Consider the following 23,708-nt stretch of genomic DNA (forward strand, 5'->3'; position numbering starts at 1 on the left):
ATACTCAACTATTTACTGGATTGATTTATTGATAAAGGCTTTCATCATGGAAACCTTCATCTGTAACACCACTAACATATTGAGTTTTGAATTCCGTATTGTCCAATGGTAAAAGCCCTCCTTTTCTAAATTTCCAATTCTGGAAGTGAAACAACTTCCAGTTTTCAAGAATCCCTTTCTCGTCAGGTTTCTTTTCTTTTGGATTGATTACACTATAGCATCCCGCCTCCATTTTGTCAATACTTTTCTTTTACATTTTTTTATTTTATTTCATTCTTTGATTCCAATTGTACTTATTGTCTGATTTATTTATATTTTTCATTCATTTATCTATTTTTAATTTCCTCTTCATTTACCGGTCCATCCGTGCTAAACTAAATTAGTATTGTCAATGTAAGATTGTTTTAGAATGGGAAAGGAGAAATACACACTATGGGCGGATTTTTTGGCGTAGCTTCAAAAAATGAATGTGTACTTGATTTATTTTACGGGGTAGATTATCATTCTCACCTCGGAACACGAAGAGGCGGTATGGCAACTCACGGAGAGAATGGATTCAGCCGCGCAATCCATAATATTGAAAATTCCCCGTTTCGTACCAAATTTGACAAAGATCTGGAGGAGCTGAAGGGAAATCTGGGTATTGGCTGTATTTCCGACTTCGAACCGCAGCCTCTGCTGATCCAGTCACATCTTGGCAGCTTTGCTATCACTACAGTCGGCAAGATCAATAATCTTGATTCACTTTTGAACATGATTTATAATGATGGACATTCTCATTTTCAGGAGATGAGCACCGGGCAGATTAATGCCACAGAACTGGTTGCTTCCCTGATCTGCAAAAAGGATTCGATTGTAGAAGGAATCCGTTATGTACAGTCGATCGTGGACGGTTCCATGACTCTGCTTGTCATGACTCCGGAAGGTATCTATGCGGCACGTGACCGTTACGGACGCACTCCGGTTGTCGTCGGAAAGAAAGATGATGCATACTGTGTTTCTTTTGAGAGTTTCGCATATATCAATCTCGGATATACCGATTATAAGGAACTGGGACCTGGTGAGATCGTCTATGTAACACCTGAAAGCGTGGAAACAGTCGGACAGCCTTTTGAAAAAATGAAGATCTGTTCCTTCCTCTGGGTTTATTATGGATACCCTACTTCTTCCTATGAGGGAGTCAATGTAGAGGAGATGCGCTACAAATGCGGAAGCCTTCTTGCAAAAAGAGATGCCGGAACCGTTACTCCTGACATCGTTGCAGGCGTCCCGGATTCCGGAGTGGCACATGCCATCGGTTACGCAAATGAATCCGGTATCCCATATGCCCGCCCGTTCATTAAATATACACCTACCTGGCCGCGTTCTTTCATGCCGACCACTCAGAGTCAGAGAAATCTGATCGCCCGCATGAAATTGATTCCGGTGCAGGCTTTAATCGAAGACAGAAAGCTGCTTCTGATCGATGATTCCATTGTCCGTGGAACACAGCTGCGTGAGACTACTGAATTCCTTTATCAGAGCGGTGCCAAGGAAGTGCATGTACGCCCTGCATGTCCTCCGTTGTTATATGGATGTAAGTATCTGAACTTCTCAAGATCCAAATCCGAACTGGATCTGATTACACGCCGGATTATCCGCGACTGGGAAGGAGATGCTTCCCCGGAAATCCTGGCTGAATACGCAGACCCGAACAGTGACCGGTACCAGAAGATGCTGGATGAAATCTGCCGTCAGCAGAATTTCACCTCTCTTCGTTACCACCGTCTGGATGACCTGATCGAATCCATCGGAATCGACTCCTGCAAGCTCTGTACGTACTGCTTCAACGGAGAAGAATAAAGTAAAAATGAACCCCGTCCGGCTCCCGGACGGGGTTTTCTGCTGCTTACCAGCCTCTATAATAATTGATGAGACATCCTTTCATAATGATTTCCCGTTCTGTATCTGTCAGCGCGCCAAGATGAAGCGTGATCTCTTTCAGGCCGCCATCCACAACATAGGCTTTCACTTCTTCTGCTTTGCCTTCAATCACTTTGCGGATTTCCGGAACAAAGATATAGTCGCCGTTTTTAAACGGAAGGGCTTTGTGGTCTTCCTTTGTAATAAATGGAAGCATTCCCCAGTTGATCAGGTTGGAGCGGTAACGCTTCGTCGCATATTCGCTTGCGATGTTCGCCCATCCTCCAAGCACCTTCTGGCATGATGCCGCCTGTTCTCTTGCAGATCCGTCTCCCGGCTTCACTGCAAAGATCGTGCTTCCGATACCAAGGTTTCCTTCTCCCACATTCTGGAACTGTTCTCTCACTTTCGCCATCACAGGTTTGAGTTCTTCCAGTACTTCCAGCGGACAAGTGTGTGCCTCGATTGCTTTCTGGGCCTTCTGCACCTCTTTTGCACGCCCGACATATGCCGGATCCTTTCTGGAAAGCGCAAACTCCGCAAGTCCAAGCGGATTGGACCGGTAAGAGGAAGTCTCTCCTGACGGAATCAGCTCATCTGTCGTCGTTACCGGATCATGGATCTCTGAAACAACCTTTAACAATAAGTTTTCCGGAAGCGCCGGCATCTGCGGCCAGTCCTTGATGTTTGGACCAAACTGGATCGCTGCGTCCGGATCTGCTTTTCCGTGGCTGTCAAAGACACGGTTCGCATAAATGGAGGCATCAAAATGATAGGTCGGATTTTTATATTCCACATCGAGATCGGTCGCCGGTGTCAGATATCCTTTATTGGCGGCTGTTGCTGCAATGGATCTTGCATCCATCAGCGCCACAGAGGAAATCTGACCGTTCTGAAGCTTGGATCCTTCTCTGTTCGGGAAGTTTCTTGTCGTATGACGGATACTGAACGCATTATTTGCCGGAGTATCCCCCGCGCCAAAGCAAGGTCCGCAGAATGCTGTCTTAACAACCGTTCCTGCCGCAAGGAGATCTGCGACAGCACCGTTTTTCACCAGTTCCATGTAAATCGGAGTACTTGCCGGATACACACTGAATGTAAAGGCATCGGAGCCGATGTTCTTCCCGCGGATAATGTCCGCCGCGGCACAGATATTCTCAAATCCGCCTCCGGCACATCCTGCAATGATTCCCTGCTCCACGTAGAGTTTTCCGTTTCGTATTTTATCCTGCAGTGAATATTCCACCGCATTGTCAAGGCTTACCTTTGCTTTTTCTTCCACATCATGAAGAATATCCTTTAAGTTTGCATTAACTTCTTCGATCGTGTAGGCGTTGCTCGGATGAAACGGCATTGCGATCATCGGGCGGATGCTTCCAAGGTCTACATAGACCATTCCGTCATAGTAAGCGGCTTCTCCAGGATTCAGCTCTTTATAGTCTCCGCTTCTTCCGTGGATCTCATAGAACTCCCGGATGGTGTCATCCGTCTTCCAGATCGAAGAGAGGCAGGTCGTCTCTGTCGTCATAACATCAATGCCGATACGGAAATCTGCACTCAGCTTTTCAACGCCAGGTCCCACAAACTCCATCACTTTATTATTCACATAACCGTTCTGGAACACCGCTTTGATAATCGCCAGAGCAACATCCTGCGGGCCGACTCCTTTAACCGGCTCTCCGTCCAGATAAACTGCAATCACTTCCGGCATCCGGATATCATATGTCTTGCTGAGAAGCTGCTTTACAAGCTCCGGTCCGCCTTCCCCTACTGCCATTGTTCCAAGAGCGCCGTATCGGGTATGACTGTCAGATCCCAGGATCATCTGACCGCCTCCGGCAAGCATTTCTCTCGCATACTGGTGGATGACAGCCTGATGAGGCGGTACATAGACGCCGCCGTATTTTTTTGCACAGGTCAGTCCAAACATATGGTCATCCTCATTGATCGTGCCGCCTACAGCACAGAGGCTGTTGTGGCAGTTGGTAAGCACGTACGGAATCGGGAACCGCTCAAGTCCGGACGCTCTTGCTGTCTGGATGATTCCGACAAACGTAATGTCATGTGACGTCAGTTTGTCAAACTTGATATTCAGATTTTTCATATTTCCTGAAACATTGTGGGCTTTCAGAATTTCATAGGCGATCGTCTGCGCCGCCGCCTCTTCTTTTGTAACCACACGTCCCGTCTTTGCTTTCAGCGCCTCGGCAGCTTCCGGTCCGTCTTCTATGATATCTTTACCATTCAGTAAGTAGACTCCATTTTTAAATAACTTTATCATACAGGCAAGTACCTCCTTCATTTTGTACTTTTCTCATTTTAGCACATTAAAATAACAGAGACAAGCTGTAATACCTGTCTCTGTGTTTTCCCTGTTTATAAACTTTATTGATTCATAAATTTCATATGCTCTGATACCATCATCGCGATTTTAAATGTCAGAGCGTCCTCAAACACTCGCACATCCAGACCTGTCAGCTTCTGAATCTTTTCCAGCCGGTACACAAGCGTATTTCTGTGGATATAGAGCTGTCTGGCCGTCTCGGAGATATTCAGATTGTTTTCGAAGAATTTGTAAACCGTGGAAAGTGTTTCTTCCTCAAACTCGGATACATCCCTGTCCCCGAAAACCTCTTTCAAAAACATCTCGCACAGAGAGAGCGGAAGCTGATGGATCAGCCGTCCTATTCCCAGTTCGTTATAAGCAAGAATATTCCTGTCCGGATAGAAAATCCGCCCCACATCCAGTGCCATGCCGGCCTCTTTGTAGGATTTTGATACATCCTTCAACTCGTGGATCATCGTACCGTAAGACACCCGGATATTAACCATTGCCTCAGCAGATACCGTATCCGCGATGCTCTTGGCGCTTTCAAACACTTCCCGGTATCCATCTGTCTCTTCCAGCGCCTTGACAAGAATCACACTTCCCTCATCCACCGCAGTTACAAAATCTTTCATGCCGGACGCGTACATTCCTTTCATCGTTTCAAGAAGCATCTGATTATCTTTGGCCCTGGCCTCTACAAGATAGACCACTCTCTTCTGATCGTTTTCGATATGAAGCTTCTTTGCCTGGTTGTAAACATCCACAAGAAGCATATTATCAAGAAGAAGATTCTGAAGAAAACGGTTCTTGTCAATCTTTTCTTTATAGGCACGTATCAGCCCCTCCATCTGTTTAACGCCGAGGCGCCCTACAATTTCCGCCTTTTCTCCGCTCATGTTTTCTATATTTAATATGTAAGCAGGTTTCTCCTCATCACACACAAGGAAGAGGGCGTATCCTGTGCGGATCTCTTCGAGTCCCTGAAAGATCTCTTCTTTTTTTATCTCTTCGAGAAATGCCTGAATCCTCTCGCCCGCATTCATACTCTCTGTCCCTGCCTGTACAATGCGATGTCCGTCCATTGCCCACACAGAACAGGAACCCCCTGCTATATTTTCTATTTCTGATATTGTTCTTTGCAGTACCTGATTTGACAACATGATGTTTTCCTCCATTCATTGGAATAATTATATCAAAAAAAGTGGAAAAGTAAATGAGGATTATTAAGATTTGTTGAATGTTTTCTTACTGTTCGCGAAATCATATTGACTTTTCAAGGCGGTTCTTTATGATACTGGTAAAGCACTACAGGAGGGAAAAGTTATGAACATTTTATACGAAATCAATCAGACAGCCGTCCGTTTTCCGGACCGCGCTGCAATGATATCCGGTGAAGAACGTTTAAGCTACAGAGATCTCTGGAAATATTCTGATCTTCTTGCCGCGGCTCTTCAAAGGCTCTGTAAAGATGACAGGACTCCGATTCCTGTCTACGGACATAAAAGCCCGCTGATGCTCATCTGCTTTCTTGCATGTGTAAAATCAGGAAGAGGATACTGTCCGGTCGATGTTTCTGTACCATGGTCCCGTACCATGCAGATCATCGAAAGCATTCAGCCGCCTTTTGTACTGGCCTGCGAAGATCCGGAGGACAGTTCCAGTACCGTTTCCTTTATCAGGAAAGAAGAAATTCAACATCTGATGCAGGAAGAATATCCGGAGGAGCAATTACAATTGTCCCCGGTTTCCGGCGAAGATCTTTTTTATATGATTTTCACTTCCGGAAGTACCGGAAGCCCGAAAGGCGTTCAGATCACTTCTGACTGTCTGAATCATTATCTGGAGTGGTCTGTCGGCCTTGGTACCTCAAAAAAAGATAAAGAAGGACACATCTTTTTAAACCAGGCACCGTTTTCTTTTGATCTTTCAGTCATGGATCTGTACACGTGCCTGGCCTGCGGCGGAACATTGTATCCTCTTACAAAATCGCAGCAGTCCGATTTTCGTCTCCTTCTTCCGGCACTGGCCGCATCCCGGGCCTCCGTGTGGGTTTCTACGCCGTCTTTCGCAGATATGTGCCTTCGGGATCCGAATTTTGACAGTTCACTGCTTCCGCAGATCAGCCTGTTTTTATTCTGCGGAGAAACGCTGACAAACCGGACCGCACAAAAGCTGGCCGGACGGTTTCCGGATGCTGTCATCATGAATACATATGGGCCGACAGAATCCACGGTAGCAGTGACGGAAGTTCAGGTCACACCGGAACTTACAGAAACGGAAATTCCGCTTCCTGTCGGGCGTCCAAAACCGGGAACATGGATTGAAATCCATTCCCCGGAAGGGGCGCGTCTGACCGATGGAGAAAGGGGCGAGATTGTTATTCTCGGAAACACGGTCAGTCCGGGATATTTCCGGCGGCCGGACCTCTCAGAACCTGTCTTTTTCACCGTCTCCAAAAACGGAAATACAGTCCGCGGATACCGGACAGGAGATGAGGGTTATATAAAGGATGGCATGCTTTACTACTGCGGACGCATTGATCTTCAGATCAAACTGCACGGATACCGGATTGAACTCGGAGATATCGAAAGCAATCTTTTGAAGCTTCCCGGTATTAAAAACGCTGCCGCTGTCGCGAATATGCGGGATGGAAAAGCAAAAAGTATTACCGCTTTCCTTGTCAAGGAAGATGTCCCGGAAGATGAGTTTGCAGAATCGCTGCGCATCAGACAGGATTTGAAAGAATACCTTCCGGATTACATGATTCCCAAAAAAGTGATCTTCCTTGACCAGCTCCCGATGACGGCCAACGGAAAAGCTGACCGGAAAGCTCTGGGAGGGATGCTTTCATGAGTTTTTTTGACAATTATCAGTTTTTCTGTGTCCTTATTCTCATTCTTCTTCCGGCATTACTGCTCGGTATTCTGGAGCAGCCGCTGAAATGGTACTCTACTGCCGCAACCATTTTATTTACCGCTCTGGCCTTTTTTTCAAAACCGGAGCAGGCAGCTTACCTGATTCTGTTTTTTATAATCGAACTGACTGTTGTAAAAGGGTACATGGCCTTGCGTGTTTCCAGAGACCGGAATGTCCGGGTGTACAGGCTGGCACTGTTTTTGAGTATTCTGCCATTGATTCTCAGTAAACTGGCCGGACTGTGGGGAGAATCCATCTTTGCGTTCCTTGGAATTTCCTATTTGACATTCCGGTGTGCCCAGATCATTATCGAGACCTATGACGGATTGATTACCGAAATGTCTGTCTTTGATTTTACAGCCTTCGTGCTGTTCTTTCCGTCTCTTAGTTCAGGTCCTATCGACCGGAGCCGGCGGTTTCTGGAGGACCTGAACAGTATCCGGCCCCGCAGAGAGTACCTGGCGCTTGCCGGAGAAGGCATATTTAAAATTCTGCTTGGACTGATTTACAAGCTGATTCTTGCCTCTGTGTTCTTTAAAGGCATGGGAATGGTTGACGGTGCCCGCACATGGTACTATGTGATTTTCTATGCGTACTGCTATGGATTTTACCTGTTTTTCGACTTTGCCGGGTACAGTCTGATGGCAGTCGGCACCAGCTATCTTCTTGGCATCCGGACTCCGGACAATTTCCGGCGGCCGTTTCAAAGTATTGACATTCAGGAGTTCTGGGACCGCTGGCATATTACACTGTCCCACTGGTTCCGGGATTTTCTCTTTTCCCGGTTTATGATTCAGTCGATCCGGAAAAAGCGTTTTAAAAACAGGCTCAATGCAGCCTGTGCAGGTTTTCTTGTCAACATGCTTGTCATGGGTCTGTGGCACGGCGTGACGCCATCCTATATCCTGTACGGACTTTATCATGGCGTTCTGCTGGCCGCTACGGAATGGTACAAGAAAAAATCAACCTTTTACAAAAATCACCGTCAGAAACGGTGGTACCGTTTCCTGTCGTGGCTGATCACACTTCAGCTCGTAATTTTTGGTTTTTATATCTTTTCGGGCAAGTTTGTATGGCTGCTCGGATTATCATAATTTTGGAGGGAATATACTATGAAAGAAACACTGTTTGAAATTTTGGAAAGAATCTGTGAAGATGATATTGTAAAAAGCAACCCGGACATTGATCTGTTTGAAACCGATCTGATGGATTCGCTTGGATTTGCAGAACTGCTTGCAGATATTGAGGACGAACTCGGTATCCTGATCGCCCCGTCCGAGGTAGACCGCAGTACCTTTAACACACCAAACCGGATCCTTACCTATCTGGAAACAAGGAGTGCATCATGAAACGGTTACTGGCATTTTTCCTTGCCGCTGCCCTTACACTGACTTCGGCAGCCGGGCTGCATTTTCTGGCAGAGCGCAGGGTATATGCCGATGGAAATGCATTCGCCTCCTGGTCCGGCGACGGAAAATTTCCGGCCAGGGAAGCTATTTTAAAAAACCTGGATGAAAATACAGTTCTGACATTCGGCTCTTCCGAGTTTCAGTACGGCGTGAAAACACCTTATCATCCGGGAAAGATTTTCAAAGACACAAAGTTTCATATGATGCTGATCGGTGCCGGCTATTACCAGTCTCTCAGCCATGCCATCACACTAGCATCGCTGGGAGAACATGCAAAGACAAAGGAAGCGGTTCTTTTCCTTTCCCCGCAGTGGTTCCGGAAGGCAGGTGTACAGCCGGAGGCTTTCACCTCCCGTTTTTCAGAGTCCCATTACATCGCAATGCTCAAAAACAACCATCTGCGCAAAAATGTCAAGGACTACATGATCAAACGCTCCCATGAACTGCTTCGGGTCGATCCTGCTGCCCGGGAACGTGCAGACCTTTATAACCGTGTACTCTACACTCAGGACGCTTCCATGTCCGACCGTGTCAACTACCGGATCTACACGAGGTTCCTGAAAGAAAAAGAACTGCAGACCGCTGTCATGCAGATGGTAAAGGACAATGTTCCAAAAGCATCGTCCAAAGAAAAAACGGATCAGGATCCGGATTTTGCTTCCCTGTTAAAACAGTCCATTAAAGATGGAGAGGCACAGAATCAGGGAAATCCGTTTTATATGGACAACAGTTCCTACAAATGGAAAGTCCGTCCATTCATGAAAAAAAAGAAAAACCAGAGTCTGAATGGAAGTTACAGCACCTCGCCGGAATATGACGATCTCAGATGTTTTCTTGATGTCTGTCAGAATCTTGGAATCCGTCCTCTGCTCGTCATGATGCCGGTTAACGGATACTGGTACGATTATACCGGCTTCCCAAAAGAAGCAAGGGAAGACTACTACCAGAAAATCCGCTCCGTGGCCGCCGAGTACAATGCCTCCATAGCAGATTTCTCCGATCAGGAATACACAAAATACTTCTTCGAAGACGGAGTCCATATAGGTAAGAAAGGATGGGTGATGATCAATGAAAGCATTTACAGATTTTATCAGAAAACTGAAGAAAAATAAATTTGCCGCATTCGCAGGGTGGACGGCTGTATTTTATGCAATGCTCATGATACTCTACCTGTATCTCATGTACGCCAATCTGTCCACCGCACCAAAATTTGTCTACAATATGTTCTAATATTAATTTTTTACCAATTTATAAGGGACGGGTTCCTGCGCACCGGAACACGTCCCCAATGAAATCTTTTTTATTTAGTGTGTTTCGCCCATTGCTTTCTGCACATCTTCTTTGTTTGTCACTGCGGCTTCGATGCCGTATTCCAGAGCTTTTGCTATCATTTCCAGGGACATAAACGGTGTGCCGTTTGCCTTGTCCACAACCTGTCCGCTTTCAAATGGTACATGTACAAATCCGGCGCGGATTCCAGGATATTTTTTCGCCGCAAGATAAAGCACATTGTACATAATGCAATTGCATACATAGGTTCCTGCTGTATAGGAAATGTGTGCCGGAATTCCATGGGCTCTCATGTTTTCCACCATTGCTTTTACCGGAAGTGTGGAAAAGTATGCAGTCTCGCCGTCTTCGCGGATTGGTTCGTCAAATGGCTGTTCTCCGTCGTTATCCGGGATCCTTGCTTCTTTCAGGTTGATCGCAACCCTTTCTACTGTCATACAGGAGCGTCCGCCTGCCTGTCCGACATCCAGTACCATGTCCGGCTCGTATTTTTTAATTGCCTCTTCTACAACCTCTGCACTTCTTGTGAATACGGTCGGAATTTCAATTTTGATAATTTCAGCTCCTGCGATTGTATCCGGAAGCAGTTTCACTGCCTCATATGCCGGATTTACTTTTTCTCCCCCAAATGGATCGAATCCTGTCACTAATACTTTCATTGTACTGACCTCCTTATACCTTAATATACATTTGGTTCCGGCAAGATAATCTTGCCTTCCTGCATCAGCTGCCTGTTGTCCGCATAGATATCCGGTTCCAGGCATACAAGATCAAAATGCCCTTTGGCATTCTGTACACCTCCAAGGGCAAGATTCCGGCCGAGTCCGATATGGAATGTTCCATAGGCTGACTCGTCCTCGATATAGCAGTCTCCCACACACCGGGAGTACGAATTCAGGCCGATGCCGAATTCACCGCCAATATAGATCCTGCTGTCCTTGTAAGCTTCCATATAGTTTTTCAGCCGGATTCCGGTCGGCGTCTCTTCGATTTTTACAATGCGCCCTTCCCGGAATTCTATTCTCGTAACTTCTTCTGCTTTCCCAATGTACCCAAGTGATCCGTCCAGCATCATGATGCCTTCCGTCTTCGTCTCCTCAATCGGTACATAAACCTCGATACTGGCCGAGGAATATCCTTTGCCGTCTTTGACCACACCGTTGAAAAACCCCGGATTTCTGCCCTTTTTCCCCATCTGCAGGTCGGTACCCGCAGGAGTGGTTACGTGAATCCGTGACGAATGACGGAGGTATTTCATAATAACCTCCGCCATCAGCCGGCTTTTCTTTGTATCCATCATGAGGAAATCAAATTCCAGCATGGATTTTCCATTGTTTGTCGAAAGGGGCAGGGACAAAAATTTCTTATGACGGCTGATTGCGCGCTTCGCAGCTTTGGTTGTCACAAGCGAATATTCCGTTGCCGCGATGATCGCAGTGTAAGGATCAAAAATTTCTTCATTTTCGTCAAAAAACACCCCTACATACCGTCCTTTATTCTCTACCAGAAGTGTATTCACCGATCTGGCCCTTTTGACTGCCTGCTTTCTGAGTTCCTGCGCTTCTGCCCTGTACTCTTTGCTTGTCACAATCAAAAGTTTGTCCCAGGGTTTTATTCTTACCCAGTTTTCAATAATAATACGGGCTCCCCGCTCAATGTCACGCATCCCCCTGTGCCGTCCTTATATTACCTATTTAAACATAATCATGTAGCAGATCTGTACTACAAGCATGATTGCTGCCACAACAACCTGATTCTTAATAACACCCCAGCGGTCTTTCATATTCAGAATAGCCACCGGAACGATGTTGAAGTTCGCAGCCATTGGTGTACAGAGTGTACCACAGTAACCGCATGTCAGAGCAAGCATTCCGATGATAACCGGATCCGCACCGTACGCAAGTACGAATGGTCCGCCGATACCAACGGTAATAACCGTGATAGCCGCGAAAGCATTTCCCATGATCATGGTGAAGAGCACCATTCCGATTGCGAAAATGATGATACCAAGGTTGACATTTCCTTTTGGTACTACATTTTCTACGATACCGGCGATTACTTCGCCGACTCCGGCCTCCGTGAAGATACCGCCCAGAGCTCCAAGGAGCTGAGGAAGCATACACAGAGGTCCCATCATGGACAGAAAACGTTCAGATCCTTCCAGGAATACTTTCGGTTTATTATCCGAAGAGTAGGCTCTCAGAATAATCATGGAGATGATAACACCTACCGTAACACCTACCATGGAGCTTATGTTTGTAAATAACGCGAATAAGAGAGAACATACCGCTACAGTAAGGGCAGGGATGAAGATCTTCATACCGATCTTCTGGTACTGTCCTTTTGTGTATTCTTTTGTCGGGGCATTTGTCTTTCCGACTTTTACACGTTTGAAAATCGGCGGCATACACATTACGATAACAAGCGCTCCGGATACCTTCGCCGGAAGCCATGTTCCGAATGCACAAACAATACCAAATGAACACCAGAATACCGCAGTACCGATTCTGGACGGATTTTCTTTGTCGAGCAGATTTTTGATACCTGCAAAAATTGTAATCAGACCAATGATGATCCACACCGCTTCGCCAAGAACATTGGCAGGGCCGGCACCTATCTGTATAAACTTAAGATCCATGTATCTGTACCCCCTTTATTTCTTCTTCTCCGGTTTCGCCGCACTGGAACCATAGTATTTTTTCATCAGTTTCTTGTCTTTTGTGATGTAGTAGATACTTGCCACAACAAGTGCGATGATCGCAATCGGAAGTTCCGCGATTGCCAGTTCCACAAGTTCTACCTCGTATCCAAGAGACGCCAGTGTCGTCTGTACAAGGATACCGCCGGCACCTCCAACGAAGAGTACCTGGAAGAAGAACCATGTAATATTTTCCATACCGGATGCCATTCCTTTGATATCTTCCATATGTTCCTCATTCGGCTCATGTCCGTGGCTCTCGATGGCACCTTCTGTCATCGGAAGAAGTACCGGACGGATAAATCCGGCAACACCGCCGAATCCTACGTTAAACGCACCAAAGAATCCTCTGAGGATACCATACGCGCATACGAGCCTTCCGGCCGTAGCGCTTTTTACTTTTCTCATCAGATCCGCAGCCGCTTCACGCAGACCGTTCGCCTCCAGTACACCTGTTACAAGCAGGATCATAATAAAAATTGCCATGCTTCGGTTCGCTACAAAGTTTGTTCCAAGTGTTTCAAGAAGTCCGTCAATTCCAAGACCTCCTGCAAGAGCGGTCGTCACTGCCGCTAAAAAGATAATAAGGATGGAATCCAGTTTCAGCGCAAATCCGAGCACTACAATCAGGACACCAATCAGTTTAATATACTCCATAGATTTTCCTCCTTCTTTCTTTTGAGTCTTTTACTTGTATACGATCATCGGCCGACGTCTCCGATATCGTGCAGATATACTGCCGTCTTCACATCTCATGTTGCATTCATGAAGAAGTTCTGCTTCCATCAGCATCTGAATCGTCACCTCATCATGTGCCACATGAGCTCTTGCGCACAGATTCAGATATTCACCCTGCGCAGTCTCATCAGCTACTTCACTTGTATATGATACGGTTGTAATCCACGGGAAGCGGATCGACGGATATTTGTGTGCCGGATCTGCCGCATATGGAATCCAGTAGTTAATCATATTTTTATAGTAGTTGGCCGGGAAAAGCTTCGGCATCCATGCATGTGCATATTTCTCAAACTGAGCGCTCCACTCTTTGTTGAGTGCCGTCATCTCCTCGTCCTCTGCGATCTTGTCCGCAATCACATCTTCCATTTTCTTGTTGACCGGATAGTTATCTTTGTACGCCTCATCCGTCACATACCAGAAATATCCGTAAAGAAGTGATCTTGGAAGCCAGAATCCTTTGTAGGAAGGGGATGTATATCCCGAGAACTGCTGCTCCCATTCATGGCTTGGCACTCCGTGATTGTCCACAATCATATCCGGCGCGTACCGTTCATACAGTCTGCTCAGTCCCATCGCTTCGGAATGTATCGTATCCTGATGGAAGTGTTCGTGGAAGAATTCCTTACCAAGGGCGTTGAATCTTGCCACATGGAACTTCCAGTACGGATGCTCTTTCTGAAGCTCATAATGAATTGCCGCTCCGTCTACATTTTCCATCGGGACAAGGATCAGATTCAGCTTCTCCGGAAGATCCCTGTATGTCTCATCGGTCAGCAGCTTCTTTAACAGAATGAACGATGCGTTCGTACTGGATACCTCATTTGCATGGTGCCTTGCGTTGATAATTTCAGACGGACACTTTGTCAGACGTTTCGTCATGGAAAGATATCCTTCCCGCTCCGGTTTCAGCCAGATCGCATAGAGCTCTCTTCCTGTGTAGGACCTTGCGGTTCTGAACACCTCGATTCCAGGAACATGTTTCAGTTCTTCTATGATCGCCATACACTGTTCATATCCGATCAGCTCTTTCTCATGGAGATCGATGTCCATAATACATTTATCCTTGACCGGCGGCTCCTGTGCCGGAACTGCCGCCTCAATCACGCTGCCGCTTTCTGTAAGGAAACGGACAGCTGAAATATTATACCAGCCTTCGGTAATTTCCAGCACACCCTTCTCCATAAGATCTGCGTAGGCTTTCAGGAATTCATCCGAAACACCTGCCGTCCGGATGTCCACACAAAGTTTTCCGTCTTTTGCAGAAAGTCCGGTTACTTTGAAGGAAACTTCCTCACGCATCCTCTGGCTTACAACTGCCTTGCCGTCTTTTTCAATACACGGCTTTTCTTTCGCTTTTTCAAATACGGTTACCTTGAATACCGGTCTTCCTTCTTTCTGATGAATAGATGGAAGAATCAGTCCCGGCGCGTCCAGCATGACACCGATATTCTGAACTCCGTAGTTCTTAAAATAATCGCTTCCGGTAAAATACATATCCTCATGCAGAGCATCCAGCGACGAAATCAGGTCTTCTCTGCATCCTACACGGTAATCCGGTTCGCTGACTGTCACATCCAGAAGAAGCTCCTGGAAAAACGGCTGCTGCTCCGCTGTGACTGTTCCGCCGGTCTTTTCCTCAATATACTGCTTACACTCCGGAAGGACTTTTGCCTGGAACGTATCCCATACTTCCTCCAGATCAGTCCGGATCTTCCTGAAAAGCATCTCCTGCTCATTGATCCACACGCGGATATATCCGGTTGCCGGATGTACCTTGCCCATCTGCGGATATTCATCCAGATACGGGCGTTCCGAACACTGTGCTTTATATGTATTTTCATAGCAGAGCGTCTCATCCTGATATACTTTGCAAAGGTAGGTAAGATCTTCCGCGCCTTCATATGGAAGAAATACAACCGCATCTCTTTCCACTCCCAGTTCTCTTACAAGTACATCTTCAATCGGATACAGCTCCTGCAGATACCGGATCGGCAGATCATACCATTTGTCCGGGTTGTCCGCCTGAAGATTGTGGTAGGATGGTGTCGCCCCGTTTTCATCCAGCCATTCTGTTTCCCCTTCCGGCAGAAACGGCTTGAAATAAATCTCGATTTTGTCCGGTTTCTTTTCCTTTACTGCAGGAATTACGATCTCATCGATCCAGGAAAATCCCTGCTTGTATGCACAGATCAGCTCTGTCCGGACTTCCGCTGCTCCAAGGCTTTTTGCTTTTTCTTCCATCCGTGTTCTCATCCGGCTGCGGACAGTCTGATCTTCACTGACCGCACCCTCTATCCGGATACTGTCTCCGTTTTTAATCAACGGATAAACCTCTTTTTCCAGTATTTCCTCAAACGTCTCTACTTCCCACGGAAGCTCATAGACCTTTTCATATGCTTTCTTTCCTGCTTTATAATTTTCAAAAGTAACATCTGTAAACAGTGCCTTCTGATCTTCACGAAGTTCCGGCGAACCGTATACCGTGCAGCTGCCGCTCTCTTTCTGCTTCAGCATCTGAAGCGCCGCGATCTGTCCATCCCCATTCCGCAGAACCGCGTCATCGCACATATCCATCAGAACATCACGGAATGTTTTCCATCCGCCTGTTCCCGGAAAATTCTCACAAATCAACGAAGAAAGCTCCTCCAGCTCTTTCCCTCTTCCCTTGAGGTAAACCTTCATAACCCCATCGGACTCTTCCATCGTCATTTCCGCCTGGTCTGCTTCCTCCAGAATGATGGCATTTCCGCCGTAACCTTCCTCTGCCGTGATGCCGCCTTCATACCCCGTTGTCTCCATACCGAGACGGAAAGCAATGTTGCAGGCTGCAATCATCATGGATGCATCCGCGTCTTCAGGCAGCTTAATTTTCACATCGAGTCTGTCCGGAAGAAAATCATAATCTTCATCCTTCAGAAACGGTCCTTTTCCAAATATTGTTTCCAGTCCTTTTTCCTTTCGGAAATCCAGGTCAAACATTGGTTCCGGATGCCCTTCTGCCGTTTTATAGCCATCCGGGACTTCCGGCTCTGACAGCTGATACAATGCCTGCAGCTCCTCTTCCGTTTTCGGAGCAGGAATTTCTCCTTTCACTCCCGCAACCGGAAAAGCTGCCGCTTCTGTCTGAAATCCTAACAGAAGGGCCGCTTCCAAAGCAAGCTTTCTCTCTTCAGTTGTCATTTGATTTCGTATCTCTAGTTTCTCCACAGATGTCACCTCCCAAATCCTTTGGAATTCAAATTATAAAAATTATATTAAGAATTTATCACAGTAAAATGCGAAAGTCAACATTCACACAAATATTTTCAAAATTTCCAGCATTTTCTATGTAATTTTTCATAAAATTTGTTTATTTTTTTGCAGAAAAAAAGTGAGTATTACCAAAAATACTCACTTTTCACTCTACTTTATATTACTGTTGTAATTCCATCAGATCACCCTGTGTTCCAGCCATTTTCGGCTTCTCAGACGTACGGTAAAGACGATGGCCCGCACCGTCCAGTCCGTAAACATTCCAATCCATACCGCAATCGGTCCCATTCCAAAGACTCTTGCCAGAACCATGACAAGGGATACCCTGAAAACCCACATGGAAAGAATGGAGACCACCATGGAAAAACGGACGTCTCCCGCCGCCCGGAACCCGTATGCCGGGATAAACGCCAGCGTCCATACCACCGGTTTGACAATTGTAATGCAGGTCACCATAAAAATACACATCGATGCACTGGCAGGCTCCATCCCGCCGAAATAAGTAATCGGATGCACAAGCGCAAATAAAAGCAGGCAGGAGATTACGACAACAACTTCTCCTATCACGGAAAGTTTTTTCACATAATAAACCGCCTCATCCTTGCGTCCGGCTCCCATGCACTCTCCTACCACAGTCATCAGTCCGATCCCGACTCCGATTGCCATAATTCCGTTCAGATTTTCAATCGTGTTGGTCATTCCCTGCGCCGCAATCGCGGCTGTTCCCATCATGGAGACGGTGGACTGGATGGCAAGCTTTCCGAACTGGAACATGCTGTTTTCAATCCCGGAGGGTATGCCGATCTTCAGAATTCTTTTAATCTGTCCCCAGTCCGGCCGGATCGAAAAGTACCGTTTCAGGTGAATCTCCCAGACCGGCTTCCGCAGCTCATAAAGAACGGCAATCATGGCAAACGCTCTTGCAAGCATCGTTGCGCAGGCGGAACCCCCTACTCCCAGGTGAAAGCCCCAGACGAACAGCAGATTTAAAACAACATTTAAAACATTGGCAAGGACAGATATCTGCATCGGAAGCCGGCTGTTTTCCTGCGCCCTCAGAATGGACGCACCGTCATCATAAAGAGCAATAAACGGGAACGCCACCGCCGAAAACAGGAAATAGATTTTGGCGTTATCCATAACCTCTTTTTCGACTTCCCCGAAAATCAGCTGAAGAACCGGTTCATGAAAAATAATGCAGACTACAGCCATAATCAGCGAAAGGAAGAAGGTGACGAACACAAGCTGGCCTGCCGCCTCATTTGCCTTTTCCACGTCTTTGCTCCCAAGATACTGCGAACAGATCACGGTACCTCCGGCCGCAAGGGCAAAAAAGGCTTCCACAATCAGTATGTTGATCGCGTCCACAAGGGATACCGCTGATATGGCCGCGGATCCGATGTTGCTGACAATAAGCGTATCAACAGTTCCCATAAACGAATTCAGCAGCTGATCCAGCGCAAGCGGAATCAAAAGCGCCGCCAGCTGTCTGTTTGTAAATAAATGCTTTTTTCTCTGTTCCTTCATAATAATAAGCAGCCCCCGCTCTTTTCTTTTACCAGTTTATCACAAGAAAGCATTCCGGGCAAGAAACCCTTTTTCTCCGGCAGACAAAAAGCATGCCGCAGAATCTCTCCCGGCATGCTTTTTTGTTTTTCTTATATTTTCTTTCTGGATGTAACCCTAAGTCTGGACATGGCCCTTGCAAGCGCCATCTGGTTGGCGTTATATTCTTCCAGGCTTTTCTTCTGGCGGAGCTGCTCTTCTGCCCGTTCTTTCGCCTCTTCGGCACGGCGGATATCGATCTCCTCCGGGCGCTCTACGGTCAGGGCGAATACCTTGACACGGTTGTTGAACACTTCAATAAATCCGGCGCTCACTGCAACAGTTGTCTTATTGCCCTCCGGGTCTACAAATACCATCTCTCCCGGCACAATTGCCGCGATCATGTCCTCATGGTGCGGCAATACCTGCATTTCTCCGTCTTCCACCGGAAAGGTAATGCTCTGACCTCTTCCGACATAAAACTGACGGTTGCTTGCATAGATTTCCAGTCCGAATGTATTATGCTGGCCCATATGCCCACTCCTTTACTCTTCTGAGGATGCTTCCTTTTTTGCCTTCTCGATCACATCATCGATCGTACCTACATTGAAAAACGCGTTTTCCGGATAATCATCCATCTCGCCGTTGACAATCATCTTAAATCCGCGGATTGTCTCTTTTAACGGAACGTATTTACCCGGAATACCGGTAAAGTTTTCCGCTACATGGAATGGCTGAGAAAGGAATCTCTGGATCTTTCTTGCGCGGAAAACGGTCTTTTTATCTTCTTCTGAGAGTTCTTCCATACCGAGGATGGCAATAATGTCCTGAAGTTCTTTGTATTTCTGAAGGATCTCCTGAACTTTTCTTGCCACTTCGTAATGTTCCTCTCCGACTACATCTGCCTCCAGAATACGGGAGCTGGATTCCAGCGGATCTACCGCCGGATAAATTCCCTGCTCTACAATCTTTCTGGAAAGAACAGTCTGGGCATCCAGATGGGCGAATGTCGTCGCCGGAGCCGGGTCTGTCAGGTCGTCCGCCGGCACGTAAACCGCCTGTACGGATGTAACAGAACCGTTCTTTGTGGAAGCGATCCGTTCCTGAAGCGCACCCATCTCGTTTGCAAGTGTCGGCTGATATCCTACGGCTGACGGCATACGGCCAAGCAGCGCGGATACTTCAGAACCGGCCTGCACAAAACGGAAAATATTATCAATAAACAGAAGCACGTTCTGATGCTCTCTGTCACGGAAATACTCTGCCATTGTAAGACCTGTCTCCGCCACACGCATACGGGATCCAGGCGGCTCGTTCATCTGTCCGAACACAAGGGCTGTCTTATTTAAAACACCGGATTCTCTCATTTCTGTCCAGAGATCATTTCCCTCACGGGAACGTTCTCCGACACCGGTAAATATGGAATATCCGCCGTGCTCTGTAGCGATATTCTGAATCAGTTCCTGAATCAGCACGGTTTTTCCGACACCGGCTCCTCCGAACAGACCGATCTTTCCTCCCTTTGCATAAGGTGCAAGAAGATCAATGACTTTGATTCCGGTCTCAAGAATCTCGACAACCGGACTCTGTTCTTCAAATGTCGGAGGATTTCTGTGGATTTCCCAGTGTTCCTCGTCTTCCAGGGATTCACCTCCGTCAATCGTATCGCCAAGAACGTTGAAGAGACGTCCAAGTGTCTTGTCGCCGACCGGAACCTTGATCCCTGCACCGGTCGCGGTCACTTCCATGTCACGGCAGAGGCCTTCACTTGCGGAAAGCATGATACAGCGGACTGTATCATTTCCGATATGCTGTGATACCTCCATCACACTTTTCTTTCCATTGTTCTCTACGGCAAGTGCATCTTTGATAGCTGGAAGCTCACCATTTTCAAAAATAACATCTACAACAGGTCCCATGACCTGTACAATCTTTCCTTTATTCATCGTTATCACTTCCTTTTTTGTGCCCTCGCACCGCCGATTACCTCTGTGATTTCCTGAGTAATTGCGGCCTGCCTTGCACGGTTATACTGAATGGACAACTCCCGGAGCATCTCCTTTGCATTGTCCGTGGAAGACTGCATCGCAGTCATTCTGGCATTATTCTCACTGGCATAAGATTCAACCAGACAGCCGTATATATTTCCTGTAATGTAGTTCGGTACGACCTGATCCAGAACATCTTTGGTGGACGGCACCATGTGGATAATCTCCTGCTGTACATCGACCGGAAGTTTCGGCATGAATGCCGCCTTTTTCAGCGGGAGAAGCTGTACCCGCTTTGTCTCCATGCTGACTGCATTTTCCATCTCCGTATAAATAATATCGACTTCATCGAGCTCTCTCTCCAGAAACTTTTCCACGACTTCTCTGGCGATCACCCTTGCCCTGTGCATGGTCGGCTTCTGAACCGTGTAATGGAACTGCTCATCCATATCCACATTTTTCTTGCGGAAATACTGCTGTCCCACAATACCGAGCACATACAGCTTGTGATGACCTTCTTCCTGAACCATCTCTTCTGTCATCTTGATGACATTGTGGTTATAAGCGCCGGCAAGACCCTTATCTGCCGTCACGACAATGCAGCCGATCTTTCTCTCGTCAGCCGGTATCTCCGGTCTCGTATCAAAAAACACATGCTCCACATCCGGCATGTGGCGGAGAATTCTGGAAACCGCGTTCTGCAGATTATAAAAGTACGGCTCCGTATCCGCAAGCACCTGCTTTGCACGCTTCATCTTGGAAGAAGAAATCATATACATCGCATTCGTGATCTTCATCGTATCCTGGATACTTTTCATACGTGCCTGTATTTCTTTTGCATTTGCCATACTAACACCTGCTCTTGTCTCTGAATTCTTCTGCTGCTTTTACAATCTTTTCTTCAAGTTCCTCTGTCAGTACCTTCTTTTCGGCAAGCTCGCGGCCGATTTCCGGATAGACATTGTCAATATACTCAAGAAGCTCTTTCTGATAATTCTTCAAATCCTTCAGCGGAATTCCGATCAGCTTCTTATGCGTAGCCGCGCACAGTGTGATTACCTGATTCTGCATGGACAGCGGACTGCAAAGCGGCTGTTTTAAAAGTTCCATCAGACATGCCCCGTATTCAAGCTGTGCCTTTGTAGATTCATCCAGATCAGAAGAGAACTGGGTGAATACCTGCATCTCTCTGTACTGTGCCAGATCAATACGGACACTTCCGGCAGCCTTCTTCATCGCCTTCGTCTGTGCCGCACCACCAACACGGGATACAGAAAGACCGACATTGACAGCCGGACGCATACCGGAGAAGAACAGGTCGCTCTCCAGGAAAATCTGTCCATCCGTGATGGAAATGATATTGGTCGGAATATATGCCGATACATCTCCGGCCTGTGTCTCTACGATTGGAAGCGCTGTGATAGATCCGCCTCCAGCCTCATCGCTCAGACGGCTGGAACGTTCCAGAAGTCTGGAATGTAAATAGAAGACATCACCCGGATATGCCTCACGTCCAGGCGGTCTCTCCAGAAGGAGTGACAGTGCACGGTAAGCTACCGCGTGCTTGGACAGATCATCGTATACGATCAGCACATCCTTTCCTTTATACATAAAATATTCTGCAAGAGCTGTGCCCGCATATGGCGCAATATACTGGAGCGGCGCACAGTCACTGGCTGTCGCTGCAACCACCATTGTATAGTCCATGGCTCCATATTTCTCAAAAGTGGAAACCAGCTTTGCGATCGTAGACGCTTTCTGTCCGATCGCGACATAGATACAGATCACATCTTTTCCCTTCTGGTTCAGAATCGTGTCTGTCGCAATCGATGTTTTTCCGGTCTGACGGTCTCCGATGATCAGCTCACGCTGTCCCCGGCCGATCGGGAACATGGAATCGATTGAAAGAATTCCTGTCTCAAGCGGTACGGTAACCGATTTCCTGTCAACAATTGACGGTGCCGGATATTCGATCGGTCTGTATTCACCGGCCTCAATGTCCCCTTTGCCGTCGATCGGCGCGCCCAGCGCGTTGACAACACGTCCGATATAGCCTTCTCCGGCCGGAACACCTGCATTTTTCCCGGTACGGAATACTTTCGTTCCTTCACCGATCTCACGGTCATCTCCGAAAAGAATACAGCCGATGCTGTTCTGGCGGATATCCTGTACCATCCCTTTCAGTCCGTTTTCAAATGTAACGATCTCACCGTAAGCCGCATGGTCAATCCCGTAAATCGTGGCAATCCCGTCTCCGACACTGACTACCTGTCCGACTTCCTTATCTTTGCTGATTTCATCATAATTCTGAATTTCTTCTTTCAATATGGAGATTATTTCGTCTGAATTGATTGTGCTCAATTACTTCACCTCCGCTTTTAATGTTGTAAAGCACGGGAAAGCGCCCGGAATCTTCCTCTGAAACTCCAGTCGAACTCCCGTCCGCCTGCCTGAAGGATGAATCCTCCGATCAGGCTTTTCTCTTCTTTTAAAGAAAGCGCAACTTCCTTTACATGAAATTTCCGGCGCAGGAATGTTTTCATCTTTTCCTGCTGCTCCACTGTCGGAGCCGTCACATAAAACAAGACGGCCTCAAGGCCCTCGTTTGCTTTTCTTTCAATTTCCCGGTACGCCTCGAACATTTCCAGAAGCAGTCCCGATTTCTGATTTCTGCATACGACCTTGATAAAATTTCTGATCCCTTCCGGGAAAATACGGTCAATGATTTTCTCTTTTACATGAAAAGCAATCGTCGGATTTGTAAGGCTTTCTCCCACCTCAGGGACTTCCTTTAAAATCGTCTCTGCCGTTTTTACAGATTCTGCATCCACATGAAGTTCGTATAATGCCTGTGCATAATTTTTAGCTGTCTGTGTCATCAGAATCACCTGCTTCTTCTAAAAACTGGTCATAAAGTGCCAAATCTCTTTCACTGCTGTTTTTCTCGCCCATAATTTTAGAAGCGGCTGTCAAAGCAATATCGGCTATCTGGGACTTCATCTCCCGCATAGCCTGCTCTCTTTCCACTTCCATTGTCTTTCTCGCCTTATCCACAATCTGGCCCGCTTCTTCATTTGCATTCTTCACGATTGCGTCAGCCTGAAGCGCCGCCTCTGTTTTGGCCCTTTCTACGATCTGCCCGGATTCCTCTTTCGCTGAAGCAAGCGCTTCTTCATACTGCGCTTTCAGCTTTCCGGCAGACTCCTTCTGATCCTGCGCATCCTTTAACTGTCCGCGGATCAGCTCGTCTCTTTGATCCATGATCTTCTGAATCGGCTTAAATAAGAAATGCTGCAGCAGGAAATACAGAACAAGCAGATTTATGATTGTACCGATGATTGTAACCGGACTTAATGTCAGCATCTGCCTCTACCTGCCTTTCTCTTATCCTAATAAGATGATGATTAACAGACCGATTACGAAACCGTAGATCGCTGTTGCCTCGGCAAGCGCACATCCTAAAAGAAGTGTACTTCTGATTTTGCTCTCTGCCTCCGGCTGTCTTGCGATAGACTCAGCTGCCTTTCCTGTTGCAAGGCCGATACCGATACCTGCACCAATACCTGTAAACACTGCTACTGCTGCTCCAATTGCAATTAAAGATGACATCGTTTTGTTTCCTCCTTGTTCTCTCTTCTCAG

At 46.9% G+C, this 23,708-nt stretch carries 20 protein-coding genes; 5 read left to right on the plus strand and 15 right to left on the minus strand.

Annotated features, from left to right (window positions below):
* Window positions 1-432: 432 nt before the first annotated feature.
* The gene (locus Selli1_RS03600; protein ID WP_087166597.1) at window positions 433-1,842 is read left to right on the plus strand and encodes an amidophosphoribosyltransferase; all 1,410 of its coding nucleotides are present in this window, start codon (window positions 433-435) and stop codon (window positions 1,840-1,842) included.
* Window positions 1,843-1,888: 46 nt separating this feature from the next.
* On the opposite strand, the gene Selli1_RS03605 is transcribed toward Selli1_RS03600, so the two are convergent.
* Both Selli1_RS03605 and Selli1_RS03610 read right to left on the minus strand, forming a co-directional pair.
* Window positions 1,889-4,183, minus strand: a complete 2,295-nt coding sequence (locus Selli1_RS03605) for a hydratase (protein WP_087251862.1) — start codon at window positions 4,181-4,183, stop codon at window positions 1,889-1,891.
* A 104-nt stretch (window positions 4,184-4,287) separates the two neighbouring features.
* Window positions 4,288-5,391, minus strand: coding sequence for a PucR family transcriptional regulator (locus Selli1_RS03610; RefSeq protein WP_087166595.1), 1,104 nt, complete (start codon window positions 5,389-5,391; stop codon window positions 4,288-4,290).
* 163 nt (window positions 5,392-5,554) lie between these two features.
* On the opposite strand from Selli1_RS03610, the gene dltA reads away from it, so the two are divergent.
* From dltA to dltD, 4 genes are read left to right on the plus strand one after another with little or no spacing between them, the layout of a single operon-like run.
* A complete protein-coding gene (gene dltA, locus Selli1_RS03615) occupies window positions 5,555-7,084 on the plus strand; it encodes a D-alanine--poly(phosphoribitol) ligase subunit DltA (protein WP_281872327.1) in 1,530 nt (509 codons plus the stop codon).
* Window positions 7,081-8,241, plus strand: a complete 1,161-nt coding sequence (dltB, locus tag Selli1_RS03620; RefSeq protein WP_191426628.1) for a D-alanyl-lipoteichoic acid biosynthesis protein DltB — start codon at window positions 7,081-7,083, stop codon at window positions 8,239-8,241. Before dltA ends, dltB begins: the two co-directional genes overlap by 4 nt.
* Before the next feature lie 18 nt (window positions 8,242-8,259).
* Complete coding sequence (gene dltC / locus Selli1_RS03625) at window positions 8,260-8,496, plus strand: D-alanine--poly(phosphoribitol) ligase subunit DltC (RefSeq protein WP_087166592.1); 237 nt, start codon at window positions 8,260-8,262, stop codon at window positions 8,494-8,496.
* On the plus strand, window positions 8,493-9,668 hold the full coding sequence (gene dltD, locus Selli1_RS03630; RefSeq protein WP_281872331.1) for a D-alanyl-lipoteichoic acid biosynthesis protein DltD: 1,176 nt from the start codon (window positions 8,493-8,495) through the stop codon (window positions 9,666-9,668). Before dltC ends, dltD begins: the two co-directional genes overlap by 4 nt.
* 192 nt (window positions 9,669-9,860) lie before the next feature.
* Here dltD and pcp read toward each other — a convergent pair whose 3' ends face one another.
* The 13 genes from pcp to atpE all read right to left on the minus strand — a co-directional run bounded on the left by pcp (window position 9,861) and on the right by atpE (window position 23,676).
* Entirely contained in the window at window positions 9,861-10,505 is a 645-nt protein-coding gene (gene pcp, locus Selli1_RS03635; RefSeq protein WP_087166590.1) for a pyroglutamyl-peptidase I, read from the minus strand.
* Between the two features lie 20 nt (window positions 10,506-10,525).
* Window positions 10,526-11,512: a 2,5-dihydroxypyridine 5,6-dioxygenase NicX family protein gene (locus Selli1_RS03640; protein WP_087166589.1), complete on the minus strand. Its 987-nt coding sequence runs from the start codon at window positions 11,510-11,512 to the stop codon at window positions 10,526-10,528.
* Between the two features lie 24 nt (window positions 11,513-11,536).
* The gene (locus tag Selli1_RS03645) at window positions 11,537-12,484 is read right to left on the minus strand and encodes a DUF979 domain-containing protein (RefSeq protein WP_087166588.1); all 948 of its coding nucleotides are present in this window, start codon (window positions 12,482-12,484) and stop codon (window positions 11,537-11,539) included.
* A gap of 15 nt (window positions 12,485-12,499) precedes the next feature.
* Window positions 12,500-13,201 carry a DUF969 domain-containing protein gene (locus Selli1_RS03650; RefSeq protein WP_087166587.1) on the minus strand — a complete coding sequence of 234 codons (702 nt, stop codon included), beginning with the start codon at window positions 13,199-13,201 and terminating at the stop codon, window positions 12,500-12,502.
* A gap of 30 nt (window positions 13,202-13,231) precedes the next feature.
* The gene (locus tag Selli1_RS03655; protein WP_281845536.1) at window positions 13,232-16,489 is read right to left on the minus strand and encodes a M14 family metallopeptidase; all 3,258 of its coding nucleotides are present in this window, start codon (window positions 16,487-16,489) and stop codon (window positions 13,232-13,234) included.
* A gap of 222 nt (window positions 16,490-16,711) precedes the next feature.
* A complete protein-coding gene (locus Selli1_RS03660) occupies window positions 16,712-18,061 on the minus strand; it encodes an MATE family efflux transporter (protein ID WP_087166586.1) in 1,350 nt (449 codons plus the stop codon).
* Window positions 18,062-18,192: 131 nt separating this feature from the next.
* Window positions 18,193-18,612, minus strand: coding sequence for an ATP synthase F1 subunit epsilon (gene atpC / locus Selli1_RS03665; protein ID WP_087166585.1), 420 nt, complete (start codon window positions 18,610-18,612; stop codon window positions 18,193-18,195).
* A gap of 12 nt (window positions 18,613-18,624) precedes the next feature.
* Window positions 18,625-20,025: a F0F1 ATP synthase subunit beta gene (gene atpD, locus Selli1_RS03670; protein ID WP_087166584.1), complete on the minus strand. Its 1,401-nt coding sequence runs from the start codon at window positions 20,023-20,025 to the stop codon at window positions 18,625-18,627.
* A gap of 5 nt (window positions 20,026-20,030) precedes the next feature.
* Window positions 20,031-20,915 carry an ATP synthase F1 subunit gamma gene (gene atpG / locus Selli1_RS03675; RefSeq protein WP_087166583.1) on the minus strand — a complete coding sequence of 295 codons (885 nt, stop codon included), beginning with the start codon at window positions 20,913-20,915 and terminating at the stop codon, window positions 20,031-20,033.
* 1 nt (window position 20,916) lies between these two features.
* Entirely contained in the window at window positions 20,917-22,428 is a 1,512-nt protein-coding gene (gene atpA / locus Selli1_RS03680) for a F0F1 ATP synthase subunit alpha (RefSeq protein WP_118637145.1), read from the minus strand.
* A gap of 17 nt (window positions 22,429-22,445) precedes the next feature.
* Entirely contained in the window at window positions 22,446-22,946 is a 501-nt protein-coding gene (gene atpH, locus Selli1_RS03685; protein WP_118637147.1) for an ATP synthase F1 subunit delta, read from the minus strand.
* The gene (gene atpF / locus Selli1_RS03690) at window positions 22,930-23,430 is read right to left on the minus strand and encodes a F0F1 ATP synthase subunit B (RefSeq protein WP_087166580.1); all 501 of its coding nucleotides are present in this window, start codon (window positions 23,428-23,430) and stop codon (window positions 22,930-22,932) included. The genes atpH and atpF overlap by 17 nt, the downstream gene beginning before the upstream one ends.
* 21 nt (window positions 23,431-23,451) lie before the next feature.
* Window positions 23,452-23,676, minus strand: a complete 225-nt coding sequence (atpE, locus tag Selli1_RS03695) for an ATP synthase F0 subunit C (protein ID WP_087166579.1) — start codon at window positions 23,674-23,676, stop codon at window positions 23,452-23,454.
* Window positions 23,677-23,708 lie beyond the last annotated feature (32 nt).

The sequence above is a fragment of the Sellimonas catena genome, assembly GCF_027924685.1.
In the GTDB taxonomy this organism is placed as follows: Bacteria; Bacillota; Clostridia; order Lachnospirales; family Lachnospiraceae; genus Sellimonas; species Sellimonas catena.